We start from the raw sequence: 19,821 nt of genomic DNA, 5'->3' as shown, positions 1-19,821 counted from the left end.
AGGCACGCCGCCAGCGTTCGTCCTGAGCCAGGATCAAACTCTCCAATAAAGTTTGTTACTGGTTCAAAGCTGGCAAATCATTTAATGATAGACTCATTAACGCTTTCGCTGTTCAGTTTTCAAGGAGCAATTTGTGTCATTCGCCCGAAGGCGACTTTTCTATCTTATCATGTAGCAGCTGTTTTTTGCAAGAGGTTTTTTTAACCATTTCGCTTGCTTCAGCAGCGACAAGATCTAATATAACAAAATCACCAGATATAAGTCAAGTATTTCTCTCACTTTTTTATTGATGATTTTTTATGTGTATTGATTGTTTCGAGCAGAATTTAAATATAAATGAAATAAGTCGCGGAGTCAATAGGAAAAACGAATAGCGATTCTCTTTTTATTTCACACTATAAACGCTTGGCATTTTAGCTCTGTACCCATGAAGTATCCAACAAATAAACGGCGGTGTTACTATGGATCCAAAACCAACCTATGAAGAATACGAAAACGATCATTACAGTGAATTATCTACCGTAGAGTCACAACGCAATGAAATCCTTCAGGAAGAATTCCCTGAGGGGCCATTTGGAGCTGCCACGAACGAAGCTCGCTTAGGGAAAGCAACAGGCTGGGAGCCGGGACAGCATTCCACCACCACTCGATTCACTTACGAAACAAGGCTAATGCATCAAGACCTTCCTAGACAAGACCCATCCGCGCACCCCATTCATGATGACCCGAACGAAGAAGAATAAAATAAAAAAACCAAGCCCCCACTTCAAACAAGCAGGGGGCTTGGTCGATCTTATCAAAGAATGTACGACTACTCCTCAGCCACTACATGAGTCGTTAAGGTTCCGATCCCTTCAATGGTTACCGAAACTTCATCGCCCGGAACAAGCTCACCTACACCAGATGGCGTCCCGGTTAAAATAACATCGCCGGGACGAAGCGTCATGACCGCTGACACAGCCTCGATCAACTGCGGAATCGAAAAGATCAATTGGTCTGTGCGAGCATCCTGACGAACTTCCCCGTTTACTCGTGTCACGATACGCAAATTATGATAATCAAGTTTGGCTGCAATAGCAGGTCCAAGCGGACAAAACGTATCAAAGCCTTTTGCCCGAGTCCATTGCCCATCGCTCATCTGCAGATCACGAGCGGTCACATCAATCGCACAAGTGAATCCCAAAATATAATCGTCTGCATCCGCAGCCTTGATCTTCTTGGCCTCTTTCTTAATCACCACGGCGAGTTCGCCTTCATAATGAAGGTTCTGCGTCAGCTTTGGATAGACGATAGGCTCGCCAGGTCCAATGACTGTTGTTGACGGCTTCAAAAACATCAGCGGTTCTTTTGGCAGGTCAATCCCCATCTCAGCCGCATGGTCCCGGTAATTCAATCCGATGCATACGACCTTGCTTGGATCACTTGGCGCCTTTAACGTGACCTCATCCAAAGGCAGCTCAAGGCCCGTCATGATCGGTTTTGCCGTATGGATTTTGTATATGTCCCCTTCAATCACGCGTACTTTGCGATCCTCTTCCACCATCCAGCCATGCTTCACCTTACCATTGCGCTCATAACGGATTATCATGGTTCCTTCTCCCCCGTGTCGCGAGTTTCTCTATACTTGTAGTTAGAACAAGTCGGTTGTCGTTTCTTTTGGCTTCGTTGTAATCTCTTCGATTTCAGTTCGCGCTACAGCATCCTCCACTAACGCTTCTACATCCAGCGCTTCCTCAAATTTTGCAGCGAGGCGAGGCTTCGGTCGCGTTACAGGATTTTTCGGTGTAAACACTGTGCAGCAGTCTTCATACGGCAAAATCGATAGCTCGTACGTATCGATTTGGCGAGAAATGTCCACGATGTCTACCTTGTCCATGGCGACGAGCGGTCGCAGGATTGGAATTGAAATCACCTTGTTGATCGTGTCCATGCTTTCCAAAGTTTGCGATGCGACTTGACCGAGGCTTTCTCCTGTTGCGAGCGCCTTGGCATTGGTATTTTCCGCAACACGCTCCGAAATACGCATCATGAAGCGACGCATGATGGTGATCAAATAGTCTTCTGGACATTTTTCACGAATGGCGGTCTGAATCTCGGTAAACGGTACGACGTGGAGACGAACAGTTCCTCCCCATTTCGTCAGCTTATGAGCCAAATCACGTACTTTTTGCAAAGCGCGCTCGCTCGTAAACGGATAGCTGTGGAAGTGGATCGCTTCAAGCGTCACACCACGCTTCAGCATCATCCAACCTGCTACGGGACTGTCGATACCCCCAGATAGAAGCAGCAGTACTTTTCCGCTCACCCCAACTGGCAAGCCACCAGGTCCCTGGATGGTTTCACAGCTAAGGTAAGTACCCTCTGTGCGAATTTCTACATTCACGATGGTGTCCGGCTCATGCAAGTCTACACTGATAGCTGGCAGTGCGCGCAGGATATGCGTTGCTACCATTCGATTGACTTCCATAGAAGGAATCGGATAGCGTTTATCAGCCCGGCGGGAAACCACGCGGAACGTACGCGGCTGTGGATTTAATTGACGGACCATCTCCAGTGCTTTTTCCTTGATTGTTTCAATATCAGGATCTACCTGGATCGTCGGACTAAAGGAAGAAATACCAAAAACGCGCTTCAAACGCTCCATAACCGCATAAGCGTCCTCGCCGTGCAGCTCCACATACATCCGGCCGTAATTGCGTCGAACTTTTACTTTAAAAAATGAGCGCAGTACGTTTTTCACACTTTTTACAAGGGCCTCTTCGAATTGATCGCGGTTTTTTCCTTTAAGCGCCAACTCACCATAACGAATTAAAATAACATCGTAGTTCATGTTTATCTCCTTTTAGTTGTCCACACTATTTTCTATGAGCGGGGGCAGGTTGTTGTTTGATATAAGTACGAAGCACACTGACGCATTCCTCTAGTGCCTTCAAAAACTGCTGAATGTCCTCCGCTGTATTTTCTCGGCCCAGACTAATCCTCAGAGACGACAGCGCGCAATCCCGCTCGATGCCAATCGCAGTCAGAACTCTGCTCGGCTCATTGACTTTGGATGAGCACGCCGACTTGGTGGATATCAGAAAGCCTTTTTCCTCCAAAGCATGCAACAGGACTTCCGCTTTTACTCCTGGTACTGACAAATTCATAATATGGGGAGCCGTATTCGCTTCCGGGGTATTCACAATGCAACCTTCAATCGTTACAATCCCTTCACGAAGCTGTTGATTCAATTTTTGCAGCCTGATCATTTCGACGCTACCCAGTTCTTCTAAAATCCGGATTGCTTTTGCCATACCGGCGATGGCTGGGAGGTTTTCCGTTCCTGAGCGAACACCGCCTTCTTGACCGCCACCCATCATCAATGGGTGAATGATCAAGCCTTCTCGTTTATACAAAATGCCGACTCCTCTAGGACCGTAAAACTTGTGCGCAGAGACACTCAACAGATCAATCCCTGAATCCTTGATGCGCAAAGGAACTTTCCCAATTCCTTGGACAGCATCGACGTGAAACAGAACTTTCGGGAATTGCTTTAACCATTGTCCGATTTCCAAGATCGGTTGAATGGTTCCCAACTCGTTGTTCACATGCATGACCGAAACGAGAATCGTATCCGGACGCATTGCCTTTTGAACAGCTTCTACTGACACGCGTCCTTCACGATCTACCGGCAGATACGTCACAGCAAATCCAAGGCCTTCCAACTGTTTGCAAACATCATAAACAGCCGGATGCTCTACCTGCGTCGTAATAATATGTTTCCCTCTGCTTTGATATTGAAAGGCTACACCCTTGATCGCCGTATTATTGCTCTCCGTACCACCTGAAGTAAAAATAACTTCACTTTCTTTACAGCTCAAGTACTGAGCAGCAACCTTTCGCGCCTGCTTCAGTACATTTTCCGCCTCTACTCCTTTTTGATGCAGAGAAGACGGGTTTCCATAGTAGCTTTCCATCGCGCGTCTAACGGTTTCAATCACTTGAGGATGAGGCCGGGTAGTCGCACTGTTGTCCAAGTAAATCACCAGTACACACCTTCCTAAGGGCAAAAGGCCCGAATACTACGCTTCATCATAACATGACTTTTCGTAAAGAACATACAAAGTATTACACTTCTCGGCCTTATTTTTCCCAGAGTGCCTTGCTCTCAAAAGACCAAATCAGACAATCTGAACAACCGTTCACAGACTATTCACGGATAAAGCGCTTACATCCAGATATAGGCTATTTACATTGTTTTGGCCTTTCGTTAGAATAGTCAATAAATTTAGATAAAAAACAACAACTAAGGAGAGAACCACCATGACAGCACAAGCTATGCAAGAAGAAATCAAGAAGATGGAAGCCGAATTGAAAAGACTGCAAGCAGAACTTACGAAGATGAACAAGAATACCCCTCAATACGACAGCACGGAAGTCGCATACCTAAATGAGGTGTACAACGCGTGACACTTATTCGAATTCGATAGCGTGGTGACGGCATGTAGGATTGGCCGTGACCACGCTATTTTTTGTAAAAAAACCGCTCCTGTCGGTTGCGACGGAACGGTTTTGGATTTGCTGTTATTTTAAAGGGATCTCCCCCAAATACGCACCAGAAAAAACTTCAGTTGCCGGGCCCGTCATATAGACGCGGTTATCCGCTTCCTTCCATTCAATAAAGAGATCGCCTCCTGCCAGGTGGACAGTGACCTTTCTACCTGTCTTCCCGCTCAAGTGGGCAGCTACTGCAGCAGCGCAAGCTCCCGTCCCACAGGCAAGCGTTACACCTGATCCCCTCTCCCATACACGGAAAAGAATTTCCTCGTGATTCAATATTTGGATAAATTCGACGTTGGTTCGCTCTGGAAACCATTCGTGATACTCGATCAATGGTCCGTAGTGACGAACATCTTCTTCCTTCACTTCATCCACGAAAAGGATGGCATGGGGATTGCCCATCGAAACAGCCGTCATCGTAAACGCCGTTCCACCGACCTCGATTACCTCTTCTCGCACTTGCTCCTCAGGAATGCCAGTCATCGGAATTGCTGCTCGCTCAAAATGAGGCTCCCCCATATCGATCGTTACTTGATCGACCTTACCATCTGCTCCTAGCGATACGACAGGAGTGACGGTCCCTCCCAACGTCTCCACGGTAAACGTTGTTTGTTCCGTCAAACCGTGATCGTATACGTACTTGCTTACACAGCGCAAGCCGTTTCCGCAGTTTTTTGCTTCGCTGCCATCATTGTTAAAGACCCGCATGCGAAAATCAGCTCGCTCCGATGGTATAATGAGGATCAGTCCATCGCCCCCAATCCCAAAATTCCGATCACTCACCCTTCTAGCCAATTCGGGTAAATCTACACGCGACAAGTCTTCCTCAAAACAGTTGACGTAAACGTAATCATTCCCCAAGCCATGCAGCTTTGTAAATTTCATCGTCCACTCCTCTTTCTCTTTCGTATGCTGGGTCTGACTCTTATCTATGCCTATTATCTTAACACAACCTAGAGAATCGCGGTCGAATCAAAAGGTGGTATACTACCACTAGCATCGATGATGGAAAGAGGTGGAACAAGCCGTTGGATTACCATATTTTCCGCTATGCACTCGGAACGAAAAATGAAGCTAAGCGTCTCGCTGTGCAAAAAGCAACCGGAACGGAGCCTTTCTGCATATCCGTCCCCTCGGGCGTATCGGCTCAGCCGATGAGTGATGAAGAGACGATTACAGGAGCGATCAATCGAGCAAAAGCTGCACGTAGTCAAACCCCTGAAGCAGACATTGGGCTAGGCTTGGAAGGCGGACTTATGTACGATGAGCGTTTTACAAAGCAGTGGTATTTGATTTCCATCTGCGCAGCCTGGAATGGAAGTGAGCTATTTATTGGTAAGGGGTTGGCTTTTCCTATCCCGAATCAAGCCGTTCACCGAATCCAGCAGGAGCAAATTGAGCTCAGTACCATCATTGATGAATGGGGGAAAACCGTTGGCAGTAATCATCGTGGCGGCGCCTATTCCCTTTTAACGGATAATCGCGTACGTCGTTCCGATGTGTTTTGTGACGCCGTGATCGCAGCCATTACGCCTTTTGTTTCCTCTTTGTACAAATAGCAGTAGCGCAGCATAAAAACCCTCTCCGGCTTTGAACGAACTGGAGAGGGTTTGCGGTTTGATGCTTTTAGCGAGCCGTATAATACGGGTAGATGACTAATGCGCCCAAAATGGCAACAGCACCTATGATCATCGCCCAAACTCCCAGCGTCTTCGAGTTGCGTCGATACGCCAGATAGCCAAGCACCATACCAATTGGAGCCACCAAGTACGGCATGAGAAACAGGGACAGGATCGATAAGCCCAAGCCAGTCATCCCGATACCGCTGGCCCCTTTTTCCCGGTTATCCTCGTCTGTGTCGATCTCACTGGCAGCACGACTGGTCGGAAACGGCTCGGCGATTTCTGCCGCCGCCTCGATGTCGTCATCTCTGACTTTGGCAACCGGTGAACGGTCTTCTTTTGTCAAAACAACGCCATCCAAGCGCTCCGAAAAGTCCTTTCTCTCCTCATCCAGCTCGCCTGTATAGCGCTCTGTCAAAGAGTGGGGGTCGTAGTGAACCCTGCGCCTAGACCGATTTTCCTCTTCGTCAAAGACGGCCTGTGTCCAAGTATTCGCTGCAAACTCCCTGTCGTGCTGATCAACCGTCTCGGAAAAACCGGTGTCTTCCTTCCGCTTCGCATCATTACGTTCATGTCGATCCAACATAGCATGCTCAGCCCCTTTTTTGGTAAAGGATTAATTAAGTGAAGGAAGTAGCCTTATTGTCTGCCTACGTTGTACAATTTAAACGGGAGGCGAGAGAATGAAACCAGACAAAATCCTAACCATTGGCATTGATATTGACGGTACAGTCACATCACCTAGCAGTATTGTTCCGTTGATGAATGAGAGCTTTGGAAGAGATTTACGATATGAAGATTGTGTGGAGTACAATTTAGCCAACGTGTATCAAATCACGGACGCAGAGTTTGAAATGTGGCTGGATCAAAATGGGGAGCGCCTTTATGATGGTGCGCCTGTTCATGGAATTGCCGATCAGGTTTTGCGCGATTGGTTTTCCTCCCACAAGCTGGTATATATAAGTGCTCGTGAGGATCGTCACCGCGATGTGACCTTACAATGGTTTGCTCGCTACAATATCCCTCATCATGAAGTGGATTTGATTGGGAGCCACGACAAGCTGTCAGCTGCACGCAAGTGGGGTGTGGATCTCTTTTTGGAGGATCGTCTGGAGAACGCTTTGCAATTGTCAGAAGCACTGCAAATTCCGGTGTTCTTGTTTGACACTCCGTATAACCAAGCTTCCCTACCTCCGCTCGTCCATCGAGTCACTTCTTGGGAAGAAGTTGCCCAAAAAGTCAACGAGCTTTTTCCGGCTAAGACAAGCGTATAGGTTGAATAGCAAAAAGACGTATCACCATTAAGGGATACGTCCTTTTTGCGCCGAAGCCGCGTTATTTCTTTTCGGATGTCCTCGGCTTAAACGTCAGACAACAGGTCTCAGACGAAGTGGAAGCCTGATCCTTATGCTGCGTATTTTGACCATACTCACCTGCAAACTCTTCTTTCAAGTTAACAGTTGCGTGTGCGTCAATCTCCACCATGATTTCTTCGGCGCTGCAAAGATTGCCCTTCGCCCAGTACTCACAGTTTGCAACAGAACATTTTACTGCTGGCATGTGCATTCACCCCCTAGAGGCTAGCCTTCACATCAACTTAGGGGCTTATACTTTGCCATTTACAATGGAAACAAACTCTACAAGGAAAGAAGAGAATGACATGTCGACTGCCCGTATTGTCGTCATCACCGGAGCTTCTGGTGGCCTTGGTCTAGCTTTGACACGACTTCATTTGGAAAAAGGAGACTGTGTCATTGCCACAAGCCGGAAAACGATTACCCAGGAACTCGTTTCGTTACAAAAAGTTTATCCTGATCGTCTCCATCATTACCCGTTAGACGTCAGCAGCAACGAAGACATTCGGCAGTTCGCTACATGGGTGCACATCCGCTTCGAACGTTGCGATTTTCTTTACAACAATGCCGGGATGGCCGTCTTTGAACCACTGATCGAAATGCGCGTAGAGGAGCTGGAAGAAACACTGCGAACAAATATTTCCGGTGTTCTTTACACGACCCGTGCCTTTTTGCCGATGATGCTCCAACAAAAGCAAGGTCATATTATTACGGTTGCCTCCCTCGCTGGACAAGTCGCAACAGCCAAAGCTGCAGTATATGCAGCAAGCAAAGCAGCCGTCATCCGCTTTAGTGAAGGATTGCGCCACGAGCTGCAAGGCAGTGGTATCGCTGTAACGTGTGCGATGCCAGGGCCGATCGACACACCCTTTTTAGATAAGGCAGACAAAACGGGCAGCTATCGTAGCAAAGTGAATCGGTATTTGCTGACACCGGAACAAACGGCAAAGGCTATTTATCGAGCGGCGGAAGCAAAGCGTCCGGAGGTTGCCATGCCATTTCGTCTTCATGCGCTCTCCCGCATCTACTTCTTAATGCCTCAGTGGCTAAAACACCTCGTCTCACCGCTCCTCAACAGGAAGTGAAGAGGAATCCTCCAAGTTTTTCAATGCCCCGAATGCAAGGAGACCGAAAATGATACATACGGCTGCTCCGGCTCCAATGATCCCTTGAACGCCCAGAAAAGGTATGAGGAAGCCGGAGACAGCCGCTCCCGCCGGCATCCCTGTCCCCGTAATTGTGCGAACGCTGGTTAATACCCTCCCCAAGAGAGCATCGGGCACCTGCTTTTGCAGATAGCTTCTGTACATGATGTTATAGGGAGCAAAGCAAAAGCCCGCCACAGCTATCGAAGCCATTGCGATCTCCAGCCTCGAGAACAAAGCGATTGGCAATGTGGTCAATCCCCACGCCACAATAATTCCTGCCAGCGTCGACCCCAACGGAAGTTTCCATGTAACCGTCGAAAAAAAGAGTGAGCCTAGTAAAGCCCCAACTGCCAAAGAAGACCACAGCATCCCTAACGCAACAGACCCTCCTGCCAAATCCTGATTCGCATACAGGGGTAGTGCAATTTCAATGGGGCCATACGACATGTTAAACAAAAACGTAAAGAAAACAAGAATGATCAATTGCTTGCGTCCAAATATGTAGCGATACCCTGTTCGCATGTCACTCAAGAGAGAACGCAAGAACACTCCCATTTGACCTTTTGCAATCGCTGTCGGATTCGCACTTTTCGTAAGGTCACGCGGCAGCCGGGAGAAGCAGAATGCACATACGAAAAAGCTGGCCGCATCAATCAACAGAACATAAGCTTCCCCAATCAACCCGATTAAAACACCCGCGAGTGCCGGTCCAAACATATAAACAATTTGCCATTGCGTTTCCATCACGCCATTCGCTTTGACCAATTGATTTTTGTCCGAGACGATTCTCGGCAATAAAGTCTGTGCCCCAGCTGTGCTCAACGGAGAAAGGATTCCTGCAATCACAATTAGTATGTATATCACAAATAGTGGAACCTGATCGACCTGCAATAATGCGACCAACGCTATAAAAATAAGCCCTCGCGCCACATTGTCCATCATGATGAGCTTGCGTCGATCAAATCGATCCAGCAAAACTCCCGCTACTAAACCAGCAAAAACAGCAGGGAGCATATACGCAAGAACGACCCCACCCATTGCAGCAGGTGAGCCTGTTTTATTCATGACAAACCACGTCAATCCCATCCAGCCAAACTGATCCCCCAGACTAGATAAGAACATCCCCACCCAATACCAGCGAAATGAACGCTGCCGCCATAATTCCTTCATGCTGCATCTTCCTTTTTCTCTATTTTCCATTCATTGTATATTTAGATTAATACTTTTTCAACAATTATATTTATTAAATTAAAAAGTCTTATTTTGTATATAAAAGAACCTCTGCTCCAAATCAGCAGAGGAACCTCTCCTATGTCATCACTGAACGTCTGCGATCTTTTTGCAACTTACGACGGCTCCAAAGCCACAGAAGTCCTGCTGCTACCCCAAAGAAGCCAAGCCACACGGAGACAGCAGCACTGCCGACCTGCTCCGCACTGAATCCGAGAATCAAGCAGCTCGCAGAAAAGCTCCCCATGGTCGCCATTTCCCGAATGGAAAAAACGCGAGCCAAATAAGCAGGATCAGAGAGTCGTTGTAGCTTTGTCACAGACAATATCGATGAGCTAAACTGAGCCGTTGATGCAAACAGGATGGCGATCGCCAGTCCAAGTAGTGGTTTTGCATGAAACACGGCGATAATTGAGCATCCCATCGCTACGAGTGCCCATCCTTGGACACGCCATGTTGCTTTTTCACTCAGACTATCAGACAGCTTGTTCACAGCAATCCCAGCGATCACACCTCCGAGTCCCAACGGAATATCCAAGAGTCCGAATACATACAAGCCCTCTCCCCGCTCCGTAAGAACATAGTACATCAGCATAATGTAATAGGCGCCACACACCCGTTCCGCCATCTGATAACCGATGACACTGGCAATTTCCCGATGTTTGCCGATATAGCGGAAGCCCTCATTTAGCCTTTCCATAAAAGGTACAACCGCTTTCGAATCAACAGAATTGGCGATATGCGGGAGCGGCAGCAAGACGAACAGCGACAACAAATAACAGGCGGCATCGAGCAAAAAGTTGTAACGATAGGAGAACAAGTAAACCAGAACTGCTGCCATACCCTGACAAACAATAATGAGAAACGAAGTTGTCCCCTGTAAAAGGGAATTGGCAGCCAGTCTGTCCTTTTCCTCCACGGATTGTACGATCGCTACTTGCATGGCTGGTTGGAAAAAAGCACTGCAAATATTAACCAGGATCAATAACAAAAAAGCCACCCATAAGTAGGTCGCAGAAGTGATGAAGAAAAACAAACTGACGAGTATGCCCCGAAGCAGATTGACGACAATCATGACCCTCCGTTTATCCCAATTCTCCACAAGTGTCCCTGCGAAAAAGCTGGCAAATACATAGGGGATCATGCGAAACACAGTACCTGCCGCAAAGGAAAGACCCGATCCACTTAAATCATGTAATAGTCCAACGACCGCAATAAATGTAAATTCATTTCCGATGATGTGTACAATGTGGGCCGTATACAAATGGCGAAAGACGGGATGTTGTAAGATCGCCACAGGAATGCATCCTCTCACCGTTTTTAATATTGTAGCATTTGTCGAAAAATAGGCGCAATTCATTCTTGCGAAACGGATCGTTTTGTTGTTACAATACGTTCAAATAAAACTGAACGTCTAAAAAAATATCCACGTTCAGCGAAAGAGGTTGATCGACTTGAAACGATACGTAGTTGTGGAAACTTTGGATCAATTAAAAGCTGTCAGCGATTCCTTGCGCCTACAGATCATCACGATGCTGGTCAAGGAGGAATACACAGGCAAGCAGCTCGCTACCCTTCTCTCCCTTTCTCCCTCTAAAGTGCATTATCACCTAAAGGAATTAGAAAGCCACGGCTTCGTTGAAGTCGTGCGTACGGAAGAAAAGAACGGGATCGTGCAAAAGTTTTATCGGGCTGTTGCTTACGACTTCAAAGTAAGTGATGATTTGCTGCCCTCCCTGCGCGAAGACAGTATCCTGTTGCAGGAAACGATGCTAAATCACCTGCGCTCCAGTATGAATCGCCTGTATAACGCACCAGATGAGTCATTCATGCTCTTTTCGGATCAAGAGGATCGTCCTCCTGCAATTGCAGTTAACTCCGAAGTAAAAGCACCTCGGAAAGAAATATTTGCTTGGCTCAATAAATATAAGGCTTTACTTGAGGAGCTATCGGAAATGGAAGATCGTTACTTGGAGAGGATTGCTGCTGGAGAAGAGGAGGATACGGTTGAAAACTTTTACATGGTCACGGTCGGGTTCATGACGAATGAACGCTACTACGTCGCAGAAGACGATTCCTTACCTGATAACTATGAGCACCAACCATCTGAATTCAAGCATATCACTGGCAAGATTGTGGTGAAGAAAAAGAAGGAGGAGAATGGAGATGAGCACGCTGGCAACAAATAATTCCCTTTGGAAAAATGGATCGTTTGTCCGATTATGGTGGGGCACTTTCTTTTCGGCAATGGCTGACGGAGCTTTCTTCATCCTGCTCAACTGGTATATTGTGAATGCCCTGGGCTCAGGGGCAATCCTCGGCACGACTTTGATTTGTCTGTCCATCCCCCGTCTTCTCTTTATGCTGGCAGGCGGGGTGGCTGCTGATCGTTTGAATCGAAAATGGATTATGTTTTCCTCCCTTTTGGTTAGGGGAATTATTTTAGCCTGCTTCAGTTTGCTTATGCTTCAAGGAAATGGCGCCTGGTTCCCGGTGAGCCTGTACGTCTTGGCAGCTTTATTCGGAACAGTCGATGCATTTTTTTGGCCAGCACGCAGCTCGATTCTGCCCTCTCTAGTCTCTCGAGAACAACTTGCGCCAGCTAACAGCTTAATGGAACTATGCCATCAGATTAGCTTGGTTGCCGGACCCGTAGTTACTGCCTTATTAATTGGAACCGTTCGTTATCCGATCATGTTTATGATCTTGGCATGCACCTTCTTCGTAGGAACACTCTTTATTCTCTCTCTCCATTCACACTCATACATCAAAGACACGATTTCAGAGTCTACAACAGAACCAAGAGCAAGCTCCTATTTCAAAGATATCGTGGGAGGAATTCGTTATACGTATTCAATCCCGATCCTCGCTCTTATTTTAACAACATCACTTTTCACCAATATGATGTTCTCTGGCCCAGTTAACATGATCATTCCCATTCATGTGAATAACCTCGGATGGGACGGGAGTGCTTTTAGCTCACTTAGTACCTCACTTGGAGTGGGCATGATTGTCGGCGGTATTTTGACTGCATTGTTTAAAGGATTCCGTGAAAAATTCATGTTACTCCCTATCATTCTCGGATGCATGGGAGTCAGCATCAGCTCGTATTTTTTCATTGAGAAGCTTTCCTATGGACTTGTCTCTCATTTTCTCATCGGAATGGCACTCAGTATGACGAATATTCCGTTCATCACCTACATTCAAAGTATCGTCCCTGCCAACATGCTCGGTCGTGTCATGTCATTGCTTTCCCTGATGTCCGTCGGCTTCGGGCCTGTCAGCTATGCACTGTGCTCCTTTCTTCTCGCCAAAAACATCGCAACACCGGGGCTTCTATTGTTCTTTGGCGGTATCATATTTGCAAGTATCAGCCTTGGCCTGTTCTTTTTCCGCTCGTTTCGCCAAATGGAGCAGCATCCGAACTGGAAACGACCTATGGTAGAGGAGCAGCAACTTTCTGCCACCCTTTCATCGTAACGCCTCTCCTATATAAATAGAAAGAACGCGCACCACGCAAGCATGAGCTCTTGCAGGTACGCGTTTTGCTTTATTATACAGTTTGTTCTTTTTCGGCAAAGACCTTTATTAGCTGACGAGCGCCAAAGCCCATCCGCGTAACTACTCCTGCCTCATCTCGGACGAAGCGGATAAACGCATCCGTTTCTCCCCGCTTCATGACGAAGCTGTCTTCTCCCACTGAACGAAGTGGAATATTCGTTCCATTACTCTTGGCTACCAGCTCGTTCTCTTCGATTTCTACCGATACAGTCGCCCCTTCGGACGAATGGTACTCCCCTGTAAATGCAGCGAGTGCATCTACAGAAATTTCATAATCCGGATATTGGAACGGCACTGTATTCGGAGAGTGTCCATTAGTTGCGTTTAAAATGCCATGCATCAAATCGGCCATTGGCCCGCCATCTGTGTTCATCAGTACGGCTCCTGTCAGGCCCCGCTCCGGTAAAACAAAAATTTGTGCCGCAACTCCCTTGATCGCTCCACCATGCTCAATGAGTGTTCCATCATGGCAATTGGCTACAAACAATCCATAGCCGTATGCTTGAAACGGCGAAATCGAGAAATGAGGCGCCGTCATGGCCTGCACACTCTCAGGTGAGAGCAAGCGATTCTCGCCCACCATTCCACCCGTTCTAAAAATTTCCGTATAGCGCAATAGATCGTGAATGGTCGATTTCAGAAAGCCAGCGGCCCGCATCGATGGTGAATCCCACCAGGAAGGGGAACGGTATACCTCACCGCCATCCTTTGGGCTTTTTCGGGTGAATAGCGTAGCCACCTCTGCTTCCTCTGGCAAATCTTCGACGAGAAAAGCACTGTTCTTCATCCCGGCAGGCTCCAAAATATGGTCATGCACAAACTGCTCGTAAGATATTCCGCTTACTCGTTCAATAATCAGTCCGAGCATGGCGTAACTGTCGTTGGAGTAGCTAAATTCCGTTCCAGGCGCACCTAGAAACTCGTAATTCAGCTTGCCGATATAGGTCATGAATTCTTCCTTTGTATTGATCTCTTCCACTTTATCGAGATCAAAAGCAAGACCGGAGCTAGAGGACAGGTCATCCCCTCCCTCTACAATGCTTCTTTTCATTGCACCCGCTAATGTATCCAAAGGAGGAAAACCTGCGGTATGTGTCATCAAATGATGAATCGTGATCTCCCGGGTATAAGCTTCATTGGGTGTACGGAGCTCAGGGAGATACTTGATGACCGGATCATGAACGGATAACTTTCCTGCGTCCTGAAGCTGCATGATGGCTACACATGTAAAGGACTTGGTCACAGAACCGATGCCAAACACCGTATCAGCGGTTAATGCTCTTGCGTCTTCTGTGTTGTCTGCCAGACCGAAGCCATGGAAATACCTCAGCTCTCCTTGCTCTGCCAATCCGACTGCTGTTCCTGTTACTTTTGCCTCTGCAAGCAGCTTTTGCGCGTATTCCTCAAACGACTGTACCCAATCCGCCATGTTCCTTCTCCCCTTTTTCATTAAGCTTTGGTTTAAGGCCGGAAGTTTGCCGTGCGAATCACATAGTTGCCGATCGCCTTTTGGTTCAGGGTATAACCGATACCCGGGCTATCTGGAACTGCCAATTGACCGGGAGCCATCAGCTCTACACCATTCTCGACGATGTCTTCCTCCCAGTAACGGCTGGAGGCGGCTGTATCACCTGGGATCGTAAAATTCGGCAATGAAGTAATCGCAATGTTGTGCGCGCGGCCAACCCCCGACTCAATCATGCCTCCGCACCAAACCGGAATACCGTGTGCCTGGCACAAGTCGTGAATGCGCTTGGACTCTGTCAGTCCACCGACCCTCCCCACCTTGATATTAATAATGCCGCAACTGCCTAGCTCTATCGCTTTTCTGGCATCATCCACATTGTGAATACTTTCATCGAGGCAGATTGGTGTGGACAGCTCCCTTTGCAGCTTGGCATGATCAATAATATCGTCATGAGCGAGTGGCTGTTCGATCATCATCAGCCCATATTGATCCAGCTCCTTCATCACATCCAGATGCTCCATTGTGTAAGCGGAGTTCGCATCTGCCATCAACGGGACACCCTCGCCAAAGCGTTCGCGGATTGCTCGAACCACCTCTACGTCAAAGCCCGGCTTGATCTTTACCTTGATCTTCTTGTAGCCCTCACCGAGATGGCGCTCTACTTTTGCCAAAACTTGCTCGACAGTCGGTTCGATACCGATGCTGATCCCAACGTCGATGACAGATTTCTCGCCTCCTAATGCTTTGGCGAGAGAGATTCCTTTTTGTTTACTGTAGAGATCCCAGATTGCGCCTTCTAAAGCCGCCTTCGCCATGTTATTGCGGCGAATCGGGGCAAACAGCCGATCCACATCCTCAGGGGTCTCGATCTCATTCGTGAACAGCTTCGGTATCATAAACTTTTCCATCATGTGCCATGCTGTCTCTGTCGTTTCTTCACTATAATAAGGGGCCGACATCGCCACACTTTCCGCGTGCCCTACCTCTCCCTCTCCATACACGCTAACCAAAATGAGCTCCTTGATGGTCGTATATCCAAAGCTCGTTTCAAAACGGAAACGAAGTGGCATGTGTAGTTGCTGCAATTCAATTCGTTCGATTTTCAATGTACTTCATCCCTTCTGTTCCATATAAATGACATGCGACATAATGTTGCGGCGAAGCTAATGTAGCGACAGGACGCACTGTGCGGCAAATTTCCGTAGCATATGAGCACCTGGTATGGAACGCACACCCTACGGGAACATTCGCCGGTGAGGGAACATCCCCAGAAAGAACGATTCGCTCCTTCTTCCGAAATGGATTCGCTTTGGGAACCGCTGACATGAGCGCTTCTGTGTACGGATGTAACGGGCGCGTAAACAAATCCTTTTTGCTGGCGATTTCGACGATTCGTCCGAGATACATCACCGCAATTCTGTCACTGATGTGGCGAACGACACCTAGATCGTGTGAAATAAACAAATAGCTCAAACCTAGACGTTGCTGCAAATCCTGCAAAAGATTCACGATCTGCGCCTGAATGGAGACGTCAAGTGCTGAGACCGGCTCATCGGCTACGATTAATGAAGGTTCCACTGCCAGTGCGCGAGCGATCCCGATCCGCTGACGCTGCCCACCGCTAAACTCATGGGGAAAGCGAGTAGCGTATTGAGCATTCAGCCCGACCATTTGAAGCAGTTCCTTTACTTGATCGCGCCTTTCTTTCGCCGACATCTGCGGATTCTTGACGCCTAACGCTTCCTCCAAAGCCCCTTGTACAGTCATTCGTGGATTTAACGACGCATACGGGTCCTGAAACACGATTTGCATTCGTTTGCGGAGTGGACGAAAACGTGCAGCCGACATCTCTGAAATGTTTTGCCCTTCAAATTCAATCGTTCCACTCGTCGGCTCAATGAGTCGCATGATACTGCGACCAGTCGTTGATTTGCCACAGCCGCTCTCTCCTACCAATCCAAGTGTTTCTCCTTTTCGTAACTGGAAAGAAACCCCATCGACTGCCTTGATCACTTCGTCGCTATTGCGAAACAATCCTTTGCTAATGGGAAAATACGTCTTTAAATCGTTTACCGATAACAAGATATCCCTCATACCGCCATCTCCTTGTTCTCGTACAGCCAGCATCGAACGGCCTGTGTGCCTGTGCCCGTTGCCATCAGCGGCGGTTTTTCTTGGTAACATCGCTCCTCGGCCTGCGAGCAGCGGAAGCGGAATGCACACCCTTGTGTCACTTCACCCAGCAGCGGGACACTGCCTTCAATCGGATCAAGGCGAAGCTTCTCCTCCTCATCCAGATCGGGGATGCAGCGTAAAAGCCCAATCGTATACGGATGCTTCGGATGCGAAAACAGACTGGCAACATCAGCTTCTTCTACGATCTCCCCGTAGTACATCACAAGCACACGATCAGCCATTTCAGCCACGACACCCAAGTCATGCGTAATGAGCAGCAGGGAGGTATGATCGTTTTCCTTCAGATCGTTCATCAGTTCCAAAATTTGCGCTTGAATGGTCACATCCAACGCGGTGGTCGGCTCGTCCGCGATCAATAAATCGGGGTTGCAAGCCATCGCCATTGCAATCATGACACGCTGCTTCATCCCACCTGATAGCTGATGGGGATATTCCCGCATGATGTCTTCTGCCCTCGGCACGCCCACTTTTTTGAGCATCTCAATCGCTTTTGCTTGGCGTTCTTTTTTCGATAAATCGGTATGCAGCTGATACACTTCCTCTAGCTGTCGGCCAATCGTATGCACCGGATTGAGCGACGTCATCGGCTCCTGAAATATCATCGCGATATCTTTTCCGCGAATGTTGCGAAGTTCACCGGTACTCAACTGGTTCAATAAGATATCACGAAATCGAATGCTTCCCTCCATCTGTGCATTCGCCCGGGACAAGAGTCCCATAATCGCCAAGGACGTCACGCTTTTACCGCAGCCAGACTCGCCTACCAACGCTACCGTCTCACCTTTTTTCAGTTGAAAGGAAATGCCTTGCAGCGCTGGCAGCTCGCCCTTATCCGTCTTAAACTGCAGGCGCAAATCCTTTACTTCCAAAAGTACCTCTTTCATCAGCTCATGCCCCCCTTCATCCATTACCTCGTTTTCGGGTCGAATGCATCCCGTAATCCGTCACCTAACAGATTGAAGCCAAGGACAACCAGCATGATGGCCAATCCAGGAAAAATGGACATCCACCAGGCCTGACTCAAGAATGCCTTGCCGACAAAAACCATGGCTCCCCACTCAGGCATCGGCGGTTGCGCGCCCAGTCCGAGAAAGCTCAAGGCCGCAGCTGCTAAAATACTCACACCGAATTGAATGGTGGAAAGCACGATGATCGGGGAGAGAATATTGGGTAAAACGTGTTTCAGCAAAATCTGCCAGTCCCTGATCCCCAGAGCGCGAACAGCCTCAATATACTCTTTTTCCCTTATGGATAAGACCGCAGAGCGAACGACCCGCACATAGGATGGAATAACGGCAATGACTACCGCGATCATGGCATTCGTTAAACCTGGACCCAAGACCGCAATGACAGCAATCGCCAGAAGCAGTGCAGGAAGTGACATGAGAATATCCATGCCCTGCATGATAAACAGATCCACACGACGATAATAGCCAGCGATAATCCCGAGCGTAACTCCGATCAAGGTAGAAAGCACAACTGTTATCAAACCCATCAGCAAGGAAATTCGCCCCCCGTGCAACAGACGGGAAAAAATATCTCTGCCGAAATCATCCGTTCCGAGAAGATGAGTCAAATTCGGAGCGCTTAATCGGCTATTAAAGTTCATTTGTTCGACAGGATGAGGGGCAATGACTGGCGCAAGAAGCGATCCCAGTGTAAAGACGATCAAGATAACCACACCCGCCATTGCTGTCTTATTGCGCCTCAGGCGTTTGCCCATCCCTCCCCAATACGACTCCGGACGATTACTGTTCACCATCTATCCGCTCCTTCCTTAGTCGAAATGGATTCGCGGATCAATCCGGCTGTAAATCAGATCCACGATCAAATTGGTTAAGGCAAAAATCAACGCCATGAAAAACACCATGCCCTGTATGGTCGGCATATCCCGTTTACTGATCGCCTCAATCGCCAGACTGCCGATCCCTTGCAGAGAAAACACGGTTTCCACCACCACAGCTCCAGCCATGAGCGCACCGAACTGCAAGCCTAACATCGTGACAACAGGAATAATGGCATTCGGCAGACCATGGCTCAAAATGACTCGGAAAAGCGCGGCCCCTTTAGCCTCGGCTGTCCGCATGTAATCCTGCCTGATGACTTCCAGCATGCTGGAGCGGGTCATTCGGGCGATCATCCCCGCTTCCGCCAAACCTAACGTGATCGCTGGCAGCAACAGGGAGTGAATCCCCTCATAGCCGGAAATCGGAAACAAGGCCAGTTTGTAAGCAAAAATCCAGATGAGAAACAAGGCAATCCAGAAGCCGGGTGCCGAAATACCGAGTAACGAGGCAAGCACCACAAGCCGATCGATGATGGTGTTTTGCTTGACGGCAGCAATCGTGCCCAACAAGATACCGAATATTGCGGCAATGATTACACTAAGAATGGCAAGCTGCATGGTGATCGGGAAACGGTTCATAATCTGATCCCATACCTTTTCACCAGTGAATAACGATGTTCCCAAATCGCCAGCGAACAGGTTTCCGACAAACCGCAAGTACTGCTGCCACAGTGGTTGGTCAAGACCAAGCTTCGCTCTCATTTGACTGATAGCCTCTGGTGTCGCAAACTGTCCGAGTATTTGTGTTGCGGGATCGCCCGGAATGAGATGCACCATCAAGAAGATCAGGACGGATACGCCAAGCAGTGTACCCACCAGGGAAAGTAATCTTTTTATTACATATCGGCGCATGCCT

Annotated in this window: 22 protein-coding genes; 8 read left to right on the top strand and 14 right to left on the bottom strand. The window is 48.1% G+C overall.

The genetic code is table 11. The features are described 5' to 3' along the window. Window positions 1-204 (top strand): hypothetical protein (locus KB186_RS14565; protein ID WP_232773863.1); only part of this gene is annotated, 204 nt, incomplete at its 5' end. A 257-nt stretch (window positions 205-461) separates the two neighbouring features. Continuing rightward, window positions 462-743, top strand: coding sequence for a hypothetical protein (locus tag KB186_RS14560; RefSeq protein WP_015892359.1), 282 nt, complete (start codon window positions 462-464; stop codon window positions 741-743). Between the two features lie 68 nt (window positions 744-811). Here KB186_RS14560 and KB186_RS14555 read toward each other — a convergent pair whose 3' ends face one another. Genes KB186_RS14555 through KB186_RS14545 form a run of 3 tightly spaced genes read right to left on the bottom strand, consistent with a single transcriptional unit; the run spans window position 812 to window position 4,025 of the window. Beyond that, the gene (locus KB186_RS14555; protein ID WP_232773862.1) at window positions 812-1,588 is read right to left on the bottom strand and encodes a fumarylacetoacetate hydrolase family protein; all 777 of its coding nucleotides are present in this window, start codon (window positions 1,586-1,588) and stop codon (window positions 812-814) included. 42 nt (window positions 1,589-1,630) lie between these two features. Further along, window positions 1,631-2,830: a tRNA uracil 4-sulfurtransferase ThiI gene (gene thiI, locus KB186_RS14550; RefSeq protein WP_221868176.1), complete on the bottom strand. Its 1,200-nt coding sequence runs from the start codon at window positions 2,828-2,830 to the stop codon at window positions 1,631-1,633. 25 nt (window positions 2,831-2,855) lie between these two features. After that, entirely contained in the window at window positions 2,856-4,025 is a 1,170-nt protein-coding gene (locus tag KB186_RS14545) for a cysteine desulfurase family protein (protein ID WP_232773861.1), read from the bottom strand. A gap of 277 nt (window positions 4,026-4,302) precedes the next feature. On the opposite strand from KB186_RS14545, the gene KB186_RS14540 reads away from it, so the two are divergent. Continuing rightward, window positions 4,303-4,449: a hypothetical protein gene (locus KB186_RS14540; protein WP_232773860.1), complete on the top strand. Its 147-nt coding sequence runs from the start codon at window positions 4,303-4,305 to the stop codon at window positions 4,447-4,449. 114 nt (window positions 4,450-4,563) lie between these two features. Here the strand turns inward: KB186_RS14540 and dapF are convergent, their stop codons facing one another. Then, window positions 4,564-5,424, bottom strand: a complete 861-nt coding sequence (dapF, locus tag KB186_RS14535; RefSeq protein ID WP_232773859.1) for a diaminopimelate epimerase — start codon at window positions 5,422-5,424, stop codon at window positions 4,564-4,566. Window positions 5,425-5,567: 143 nt separating this feature from the next. Here dapF and KB186_RS14530 point away from each other — a divergent pair, with 143 nt between their 5' ends. After that, a complete protein-coding gene (locus tag KB186_RS14530; RefSeq protein WP_232773858.1) occupies window positions 5,568-6,098 on the top strand; it encodes a DUF84 family protein in 531 nt (176 codons plus the stop codon). Between the two features lie 67 nt (window positions 6,099-6,165). Here the strand turns inward: KB186_RS14530 and KB186_RS14525 are convergent, their stop codons facing one another. Continuing rightward, window positions 6,166-6,747, bottom strand: coding sequence for a DUF1700 domain-containing protein (locus tag KB186_RS14525; RefSeq protein ID WP_173612351.1), 582 nt, complete (start codon window positions 6,745-6,747; stop codon window positions 6,166-6,168). 97 nt (window positions 6,748-6,844) lie between these two features. Between KB186_RS14525 and KB186_RS14520 the strand changes: the two genes are divergently transcribed. Next, window positions 6,845-7,435, top strand: coding sequence for a 5' nucleotidase, NT5C type (locus KB186_RS14520; RefSeq protein ID WP_173612352.1), 591 nt, complete (start codon window positions 6,845-6,847; stop codon window positions 7,433-7,435). A gap of 61 nt (window positions 7,436-7,496) precedes the next feature. Here KB186_RS14520 and KB186_RS14515 read toward each other — a convergent pair whose 3' ends face one another. After that, complete coding sequence (locus KB186_RS14515; protein ID WP_173612353.1) at window positions 7,497-7,721, bottom strand: DUF1540 domain-containing protein; 225 nt, start codon at window positions 7,719-7,721, stop codon at window positions 7,497-7,499. A 100-nt stretch (window positions 7,722-7,821) separates the two neighbouring features. Here KB186_RS14515 and KB186_RS14510 point away from each other — a divergent pair, with 100 nt between their 5' ends. Then, window positions 7,822-8,601 (top strand): SDR family NAD(P)-dependent oxidoreductase, encoded by a 780-nt coding sequence (locus KB186_RS14510; protein ID WP_232773857.1) that lies wholly within the window; start codon window positions 7,822-7,824, stop codon window positions 8,599-8,601. Here KB186_RS14510 and KB186_RS14505 read toward each other — a convergent pair. Together KB186_RS14505 and KB186_RS14500 are read right to left on the bottom strand one after the other, a co-directional pair. Next, window positions 8,578-9,834, bottom strand: a complete 1,257-nt coding sequence (locus KB186_RS14505) for an MFS transporter (protein WP_232773856.1) — start codon at window positions 9,832-9,834, stop codon at window positions 8,578-8,580. The two genes, KB186_RS14510 and KB186_RS14505, sit on opposite strands and share 24 nt — an antisense overlap. 139 nt (window positions 9,835-9,973) lie before the next feature. Further along, window positions 9,974-11,191, bottom strand: coding sequence for an MFS transporter (locus KB186_RS14500; RefSeq protein WP_232773855.1), 1,218 nt, complete (start codon window positions 11,189-11,191; stop codon window positions 9,974-9,976). Between the two features lie 157 nt (window positions 11,192-11,348). Between KB186_RS14500 and KB186_RS14495 the strand changes: the two genes are divergently transcribed. Continuing rightward, complete coding sequence (locus KB186_RS14495; RefSeq protein WP_173612357.1) at window positions 11,349-12,083, top strand: transcriptional regulator; 735 nt, start codon at window positions 11,349-11,351, stop codon at window positions 12,081-12,083. Next, window positions 12,055-13,374 carry an MFS transporter gene (locus KB186_RS14490; protein ID WP_330873223.1) on the top strand — a complete coding sequence of 440 codons (1,320 nt, stop codon included), beginning with the start codon at window positions 12,055-12,057 and terminating at the stop codon, window positions 13,372-13,374. The genes KB186_RS14495 and KB186_RS14490 overlap by 29 nt, the downstream gene beginning before the upstream one ends. Window positions 13,375-13,447: 73 nt before the next feature. Here the strand turns inward: KB186_RS14490 and KB186_RS14485 are convergent, their stop codons facing one another. The 6 genes from KB186_RS14485 to KB186_RS14460 are packed head-to-tail and all read right to left on the bottom strand — an operon-like array spanning window position 13,448 to window position 19,817. Then, on the bottom strand, window positions 13,448-14,884 hold the full coding sequence (locus KB186_RS14485; RefSeq protein WP_232773853.1) for a serine hydrolase domain-containing protein: 1,437 nt from the start codon (window positions 14,882-14,884) through the stop codon (window positions 13,448-13,450). Window positions 14,885-14,916: 32 nt separating this feature from the next. Next, complete coding sequence (gene menC / locus KB186_RS14480; protein WP_173612360.1) at window positions 14,917-16,029, bottom strand: o-succinylbenzoate synthase; 1,113 nt, start codon at window positions 16,027-16,029, stop codon at window positions 14,917-14,919. Beyond that, window positions 16,010-17,017 carry an ABC transporter ATP-binding protein gene (locus tag KB186_RS14475; RefSeq protein ID WP_221868172.1) on the bottom strand — a complete coding sequence of 336 codons (1,008 nt, stop codon included), beginning with the start codon at window positions 17,015-17,017 and terminating at the stop codon, window positions 16,010-16,012. Before KB186_RS14475 ends, menC begins: the two co-directional genes overlap by 20 nt. Further along, complete coding sequence (locus tag KB186_RS14470; protein ID WP_088908700.1) at window positions 17,014-18,003, bottom strand: ABC transporter ATP-binding protein; 990 nt, start codon at window positions 18,001-18,003, stop codon at window positions 17,014-17,016. Before KB186_RS14470 ends, KB186_RS14475 begins: the two co-directional genes overlap by 4 nt. A 23-nt stretch (window positions 18,004-18,026) precedes the next feature. Then, window positions 18,027-18,881, bottom strand: coding sequence for an ABC transporter permease (locus KB186_RS14465; RefSeq protein ID WP_173612362.1), 855 nt, complete (start codon window positions 18,879-18,881; stop codon window positions 18,027-18,029). Between the two features lie 15 nt (window positions 18,882-18,896). Then, the gene (locus KB186_RS14460; RefSeq protein WP_173612363.1) at window positions 18,897-19,817 is read right to left on the bottom strand and encodes an ABC transporter permease; all 921 of its coding nucleotides are present in this window, start codon (window positions 19,815-19,817) and stop codon (window positions 18,897-18,899) included. Window positions 19,818-19,821 lie beyond the last annotated feature (4 nt).

Source organism: Brevibacillus sp. AF8 (assembly GCF_021270385.1).
Taxonomy (GTDB): Bacteria; Bacillota; Bacilli; order Brevibacillales; family Brevibacillaceae; genus Brevibacillus.
Note: the sequence above shows the minus strand (reverse complement) of the source record. Positions and strands in the feature narration are given on the sequence as shown.

Bases quoted from the DNA above. Each gene is read 5' to 3' on its own strand.
- KB186_RS14525 (WP_173612351.1), bottom strand. From the start codon at position 6,747: ATGTTGGATCGACATGAACGTAATGATGCGAAGCGGAAGGAAGACACC.
- KB186_RS14555 (WP_232773862.1), bottom strand. From the start codon at position 1,588: ATGATAATCCGTTATGAGCGCAATGGTAAGGTGAAGCATGGCTGGATG.
- thiI (WP_221868176.1), bottom strand. From the start codon at position 2,830: ATGAACTACGATGTTATTTTAATTCGTTATGGTGAGTTGGCGCTTAAA.
- KB186_RS14560 (WP_015892359.1), top strand. From the start codon at position 462: ATGGATCCAAAACCAACCTATGAAGAATACGAAAACGATCATTACAGT.
- KB186_RS14485 (WP_232773853.1), bottom strand. From the start codon at position 14,884: ATGGCGGATTGGGTACAGTCGTTTGAGGAATACGCGCAAAAGCTGCTT.
- KB186_RS14540 (WP_232773860.1), top strand. From the start codon at position 4,303: ATGACAGCACAAGCTATGCAAGAAGAAATCAAGAAGATGGAAGCCGAA.
- KB186_RS14520 (WP_173612352.1), top strand. From the start codon at position 6,845: ATGAAACCAGACAAAATCCTAACCATTGGCATTGATATTGACGGTACA.
- KB186_RS14465 (WP_173612362.1), bottom strand. From the start codon at position 18,881: ATGGTGAACAGTAATCGTCCGGAGTCGTATTGGGGAGGGATGGGCAAA.
- KB186_RS14475 (WP_221868172.1), bottom strand. From the start codon at position 17,017: ATGAGGGATATCTTGTTATCGGTAAACGATTTAAAGACGTATTTTCCC.
- KB186_RS14490 (WP_330873223.1), top strand. From the start codon at position 12,055: ATGGAGATGAGCACGCTGGCAACAAATAATTCCCTTTGGAAAAATGGA.
- KB186_RS14510 (WP_232773857.1), top strand. From the start codon at position 7,822: ATGTCGACTGCCCGTATTGTCGTCATCACCGGAGCTTCTGGTGGCCTT.
- KB186_RS14460 (WP_173612363.1), bottom strand. From the start codon at position 19,817: ATGCGCCGATATGTAATAAAAAGATTACTTTCCCTGGTGGGTACACTG.
- dapF (WP_232773859.1), bottom strand. From the start codon at position 5,424: ATGAAATTTACAAAGCTGCATGGCTTGGGGAATGATTACGTTTACGTC.
- KB186_RS14505 (WP_232773856.1), bottom strand. From the start codon at position 9,834: ATGAAGGAATTATGGCGGCAGCGTTCATTTCGCTGGTATTGGGTGGGG.
- KB186_RS14470 (WP_088908700.1), bottom strand. From the start codon at position 18,003: ATGAAAGAGGTACTTTTGGAAGTAAAGGATTTGCGCCTGCAGTTTAAG.
- KB186_RS14515 (WP_173612353.1), bottom strand. From the start codon at position 7,721: ATGCCAGCAGTAAAATGTTCTGTTGCAAACTGTGAGTACTGGGCGAAG.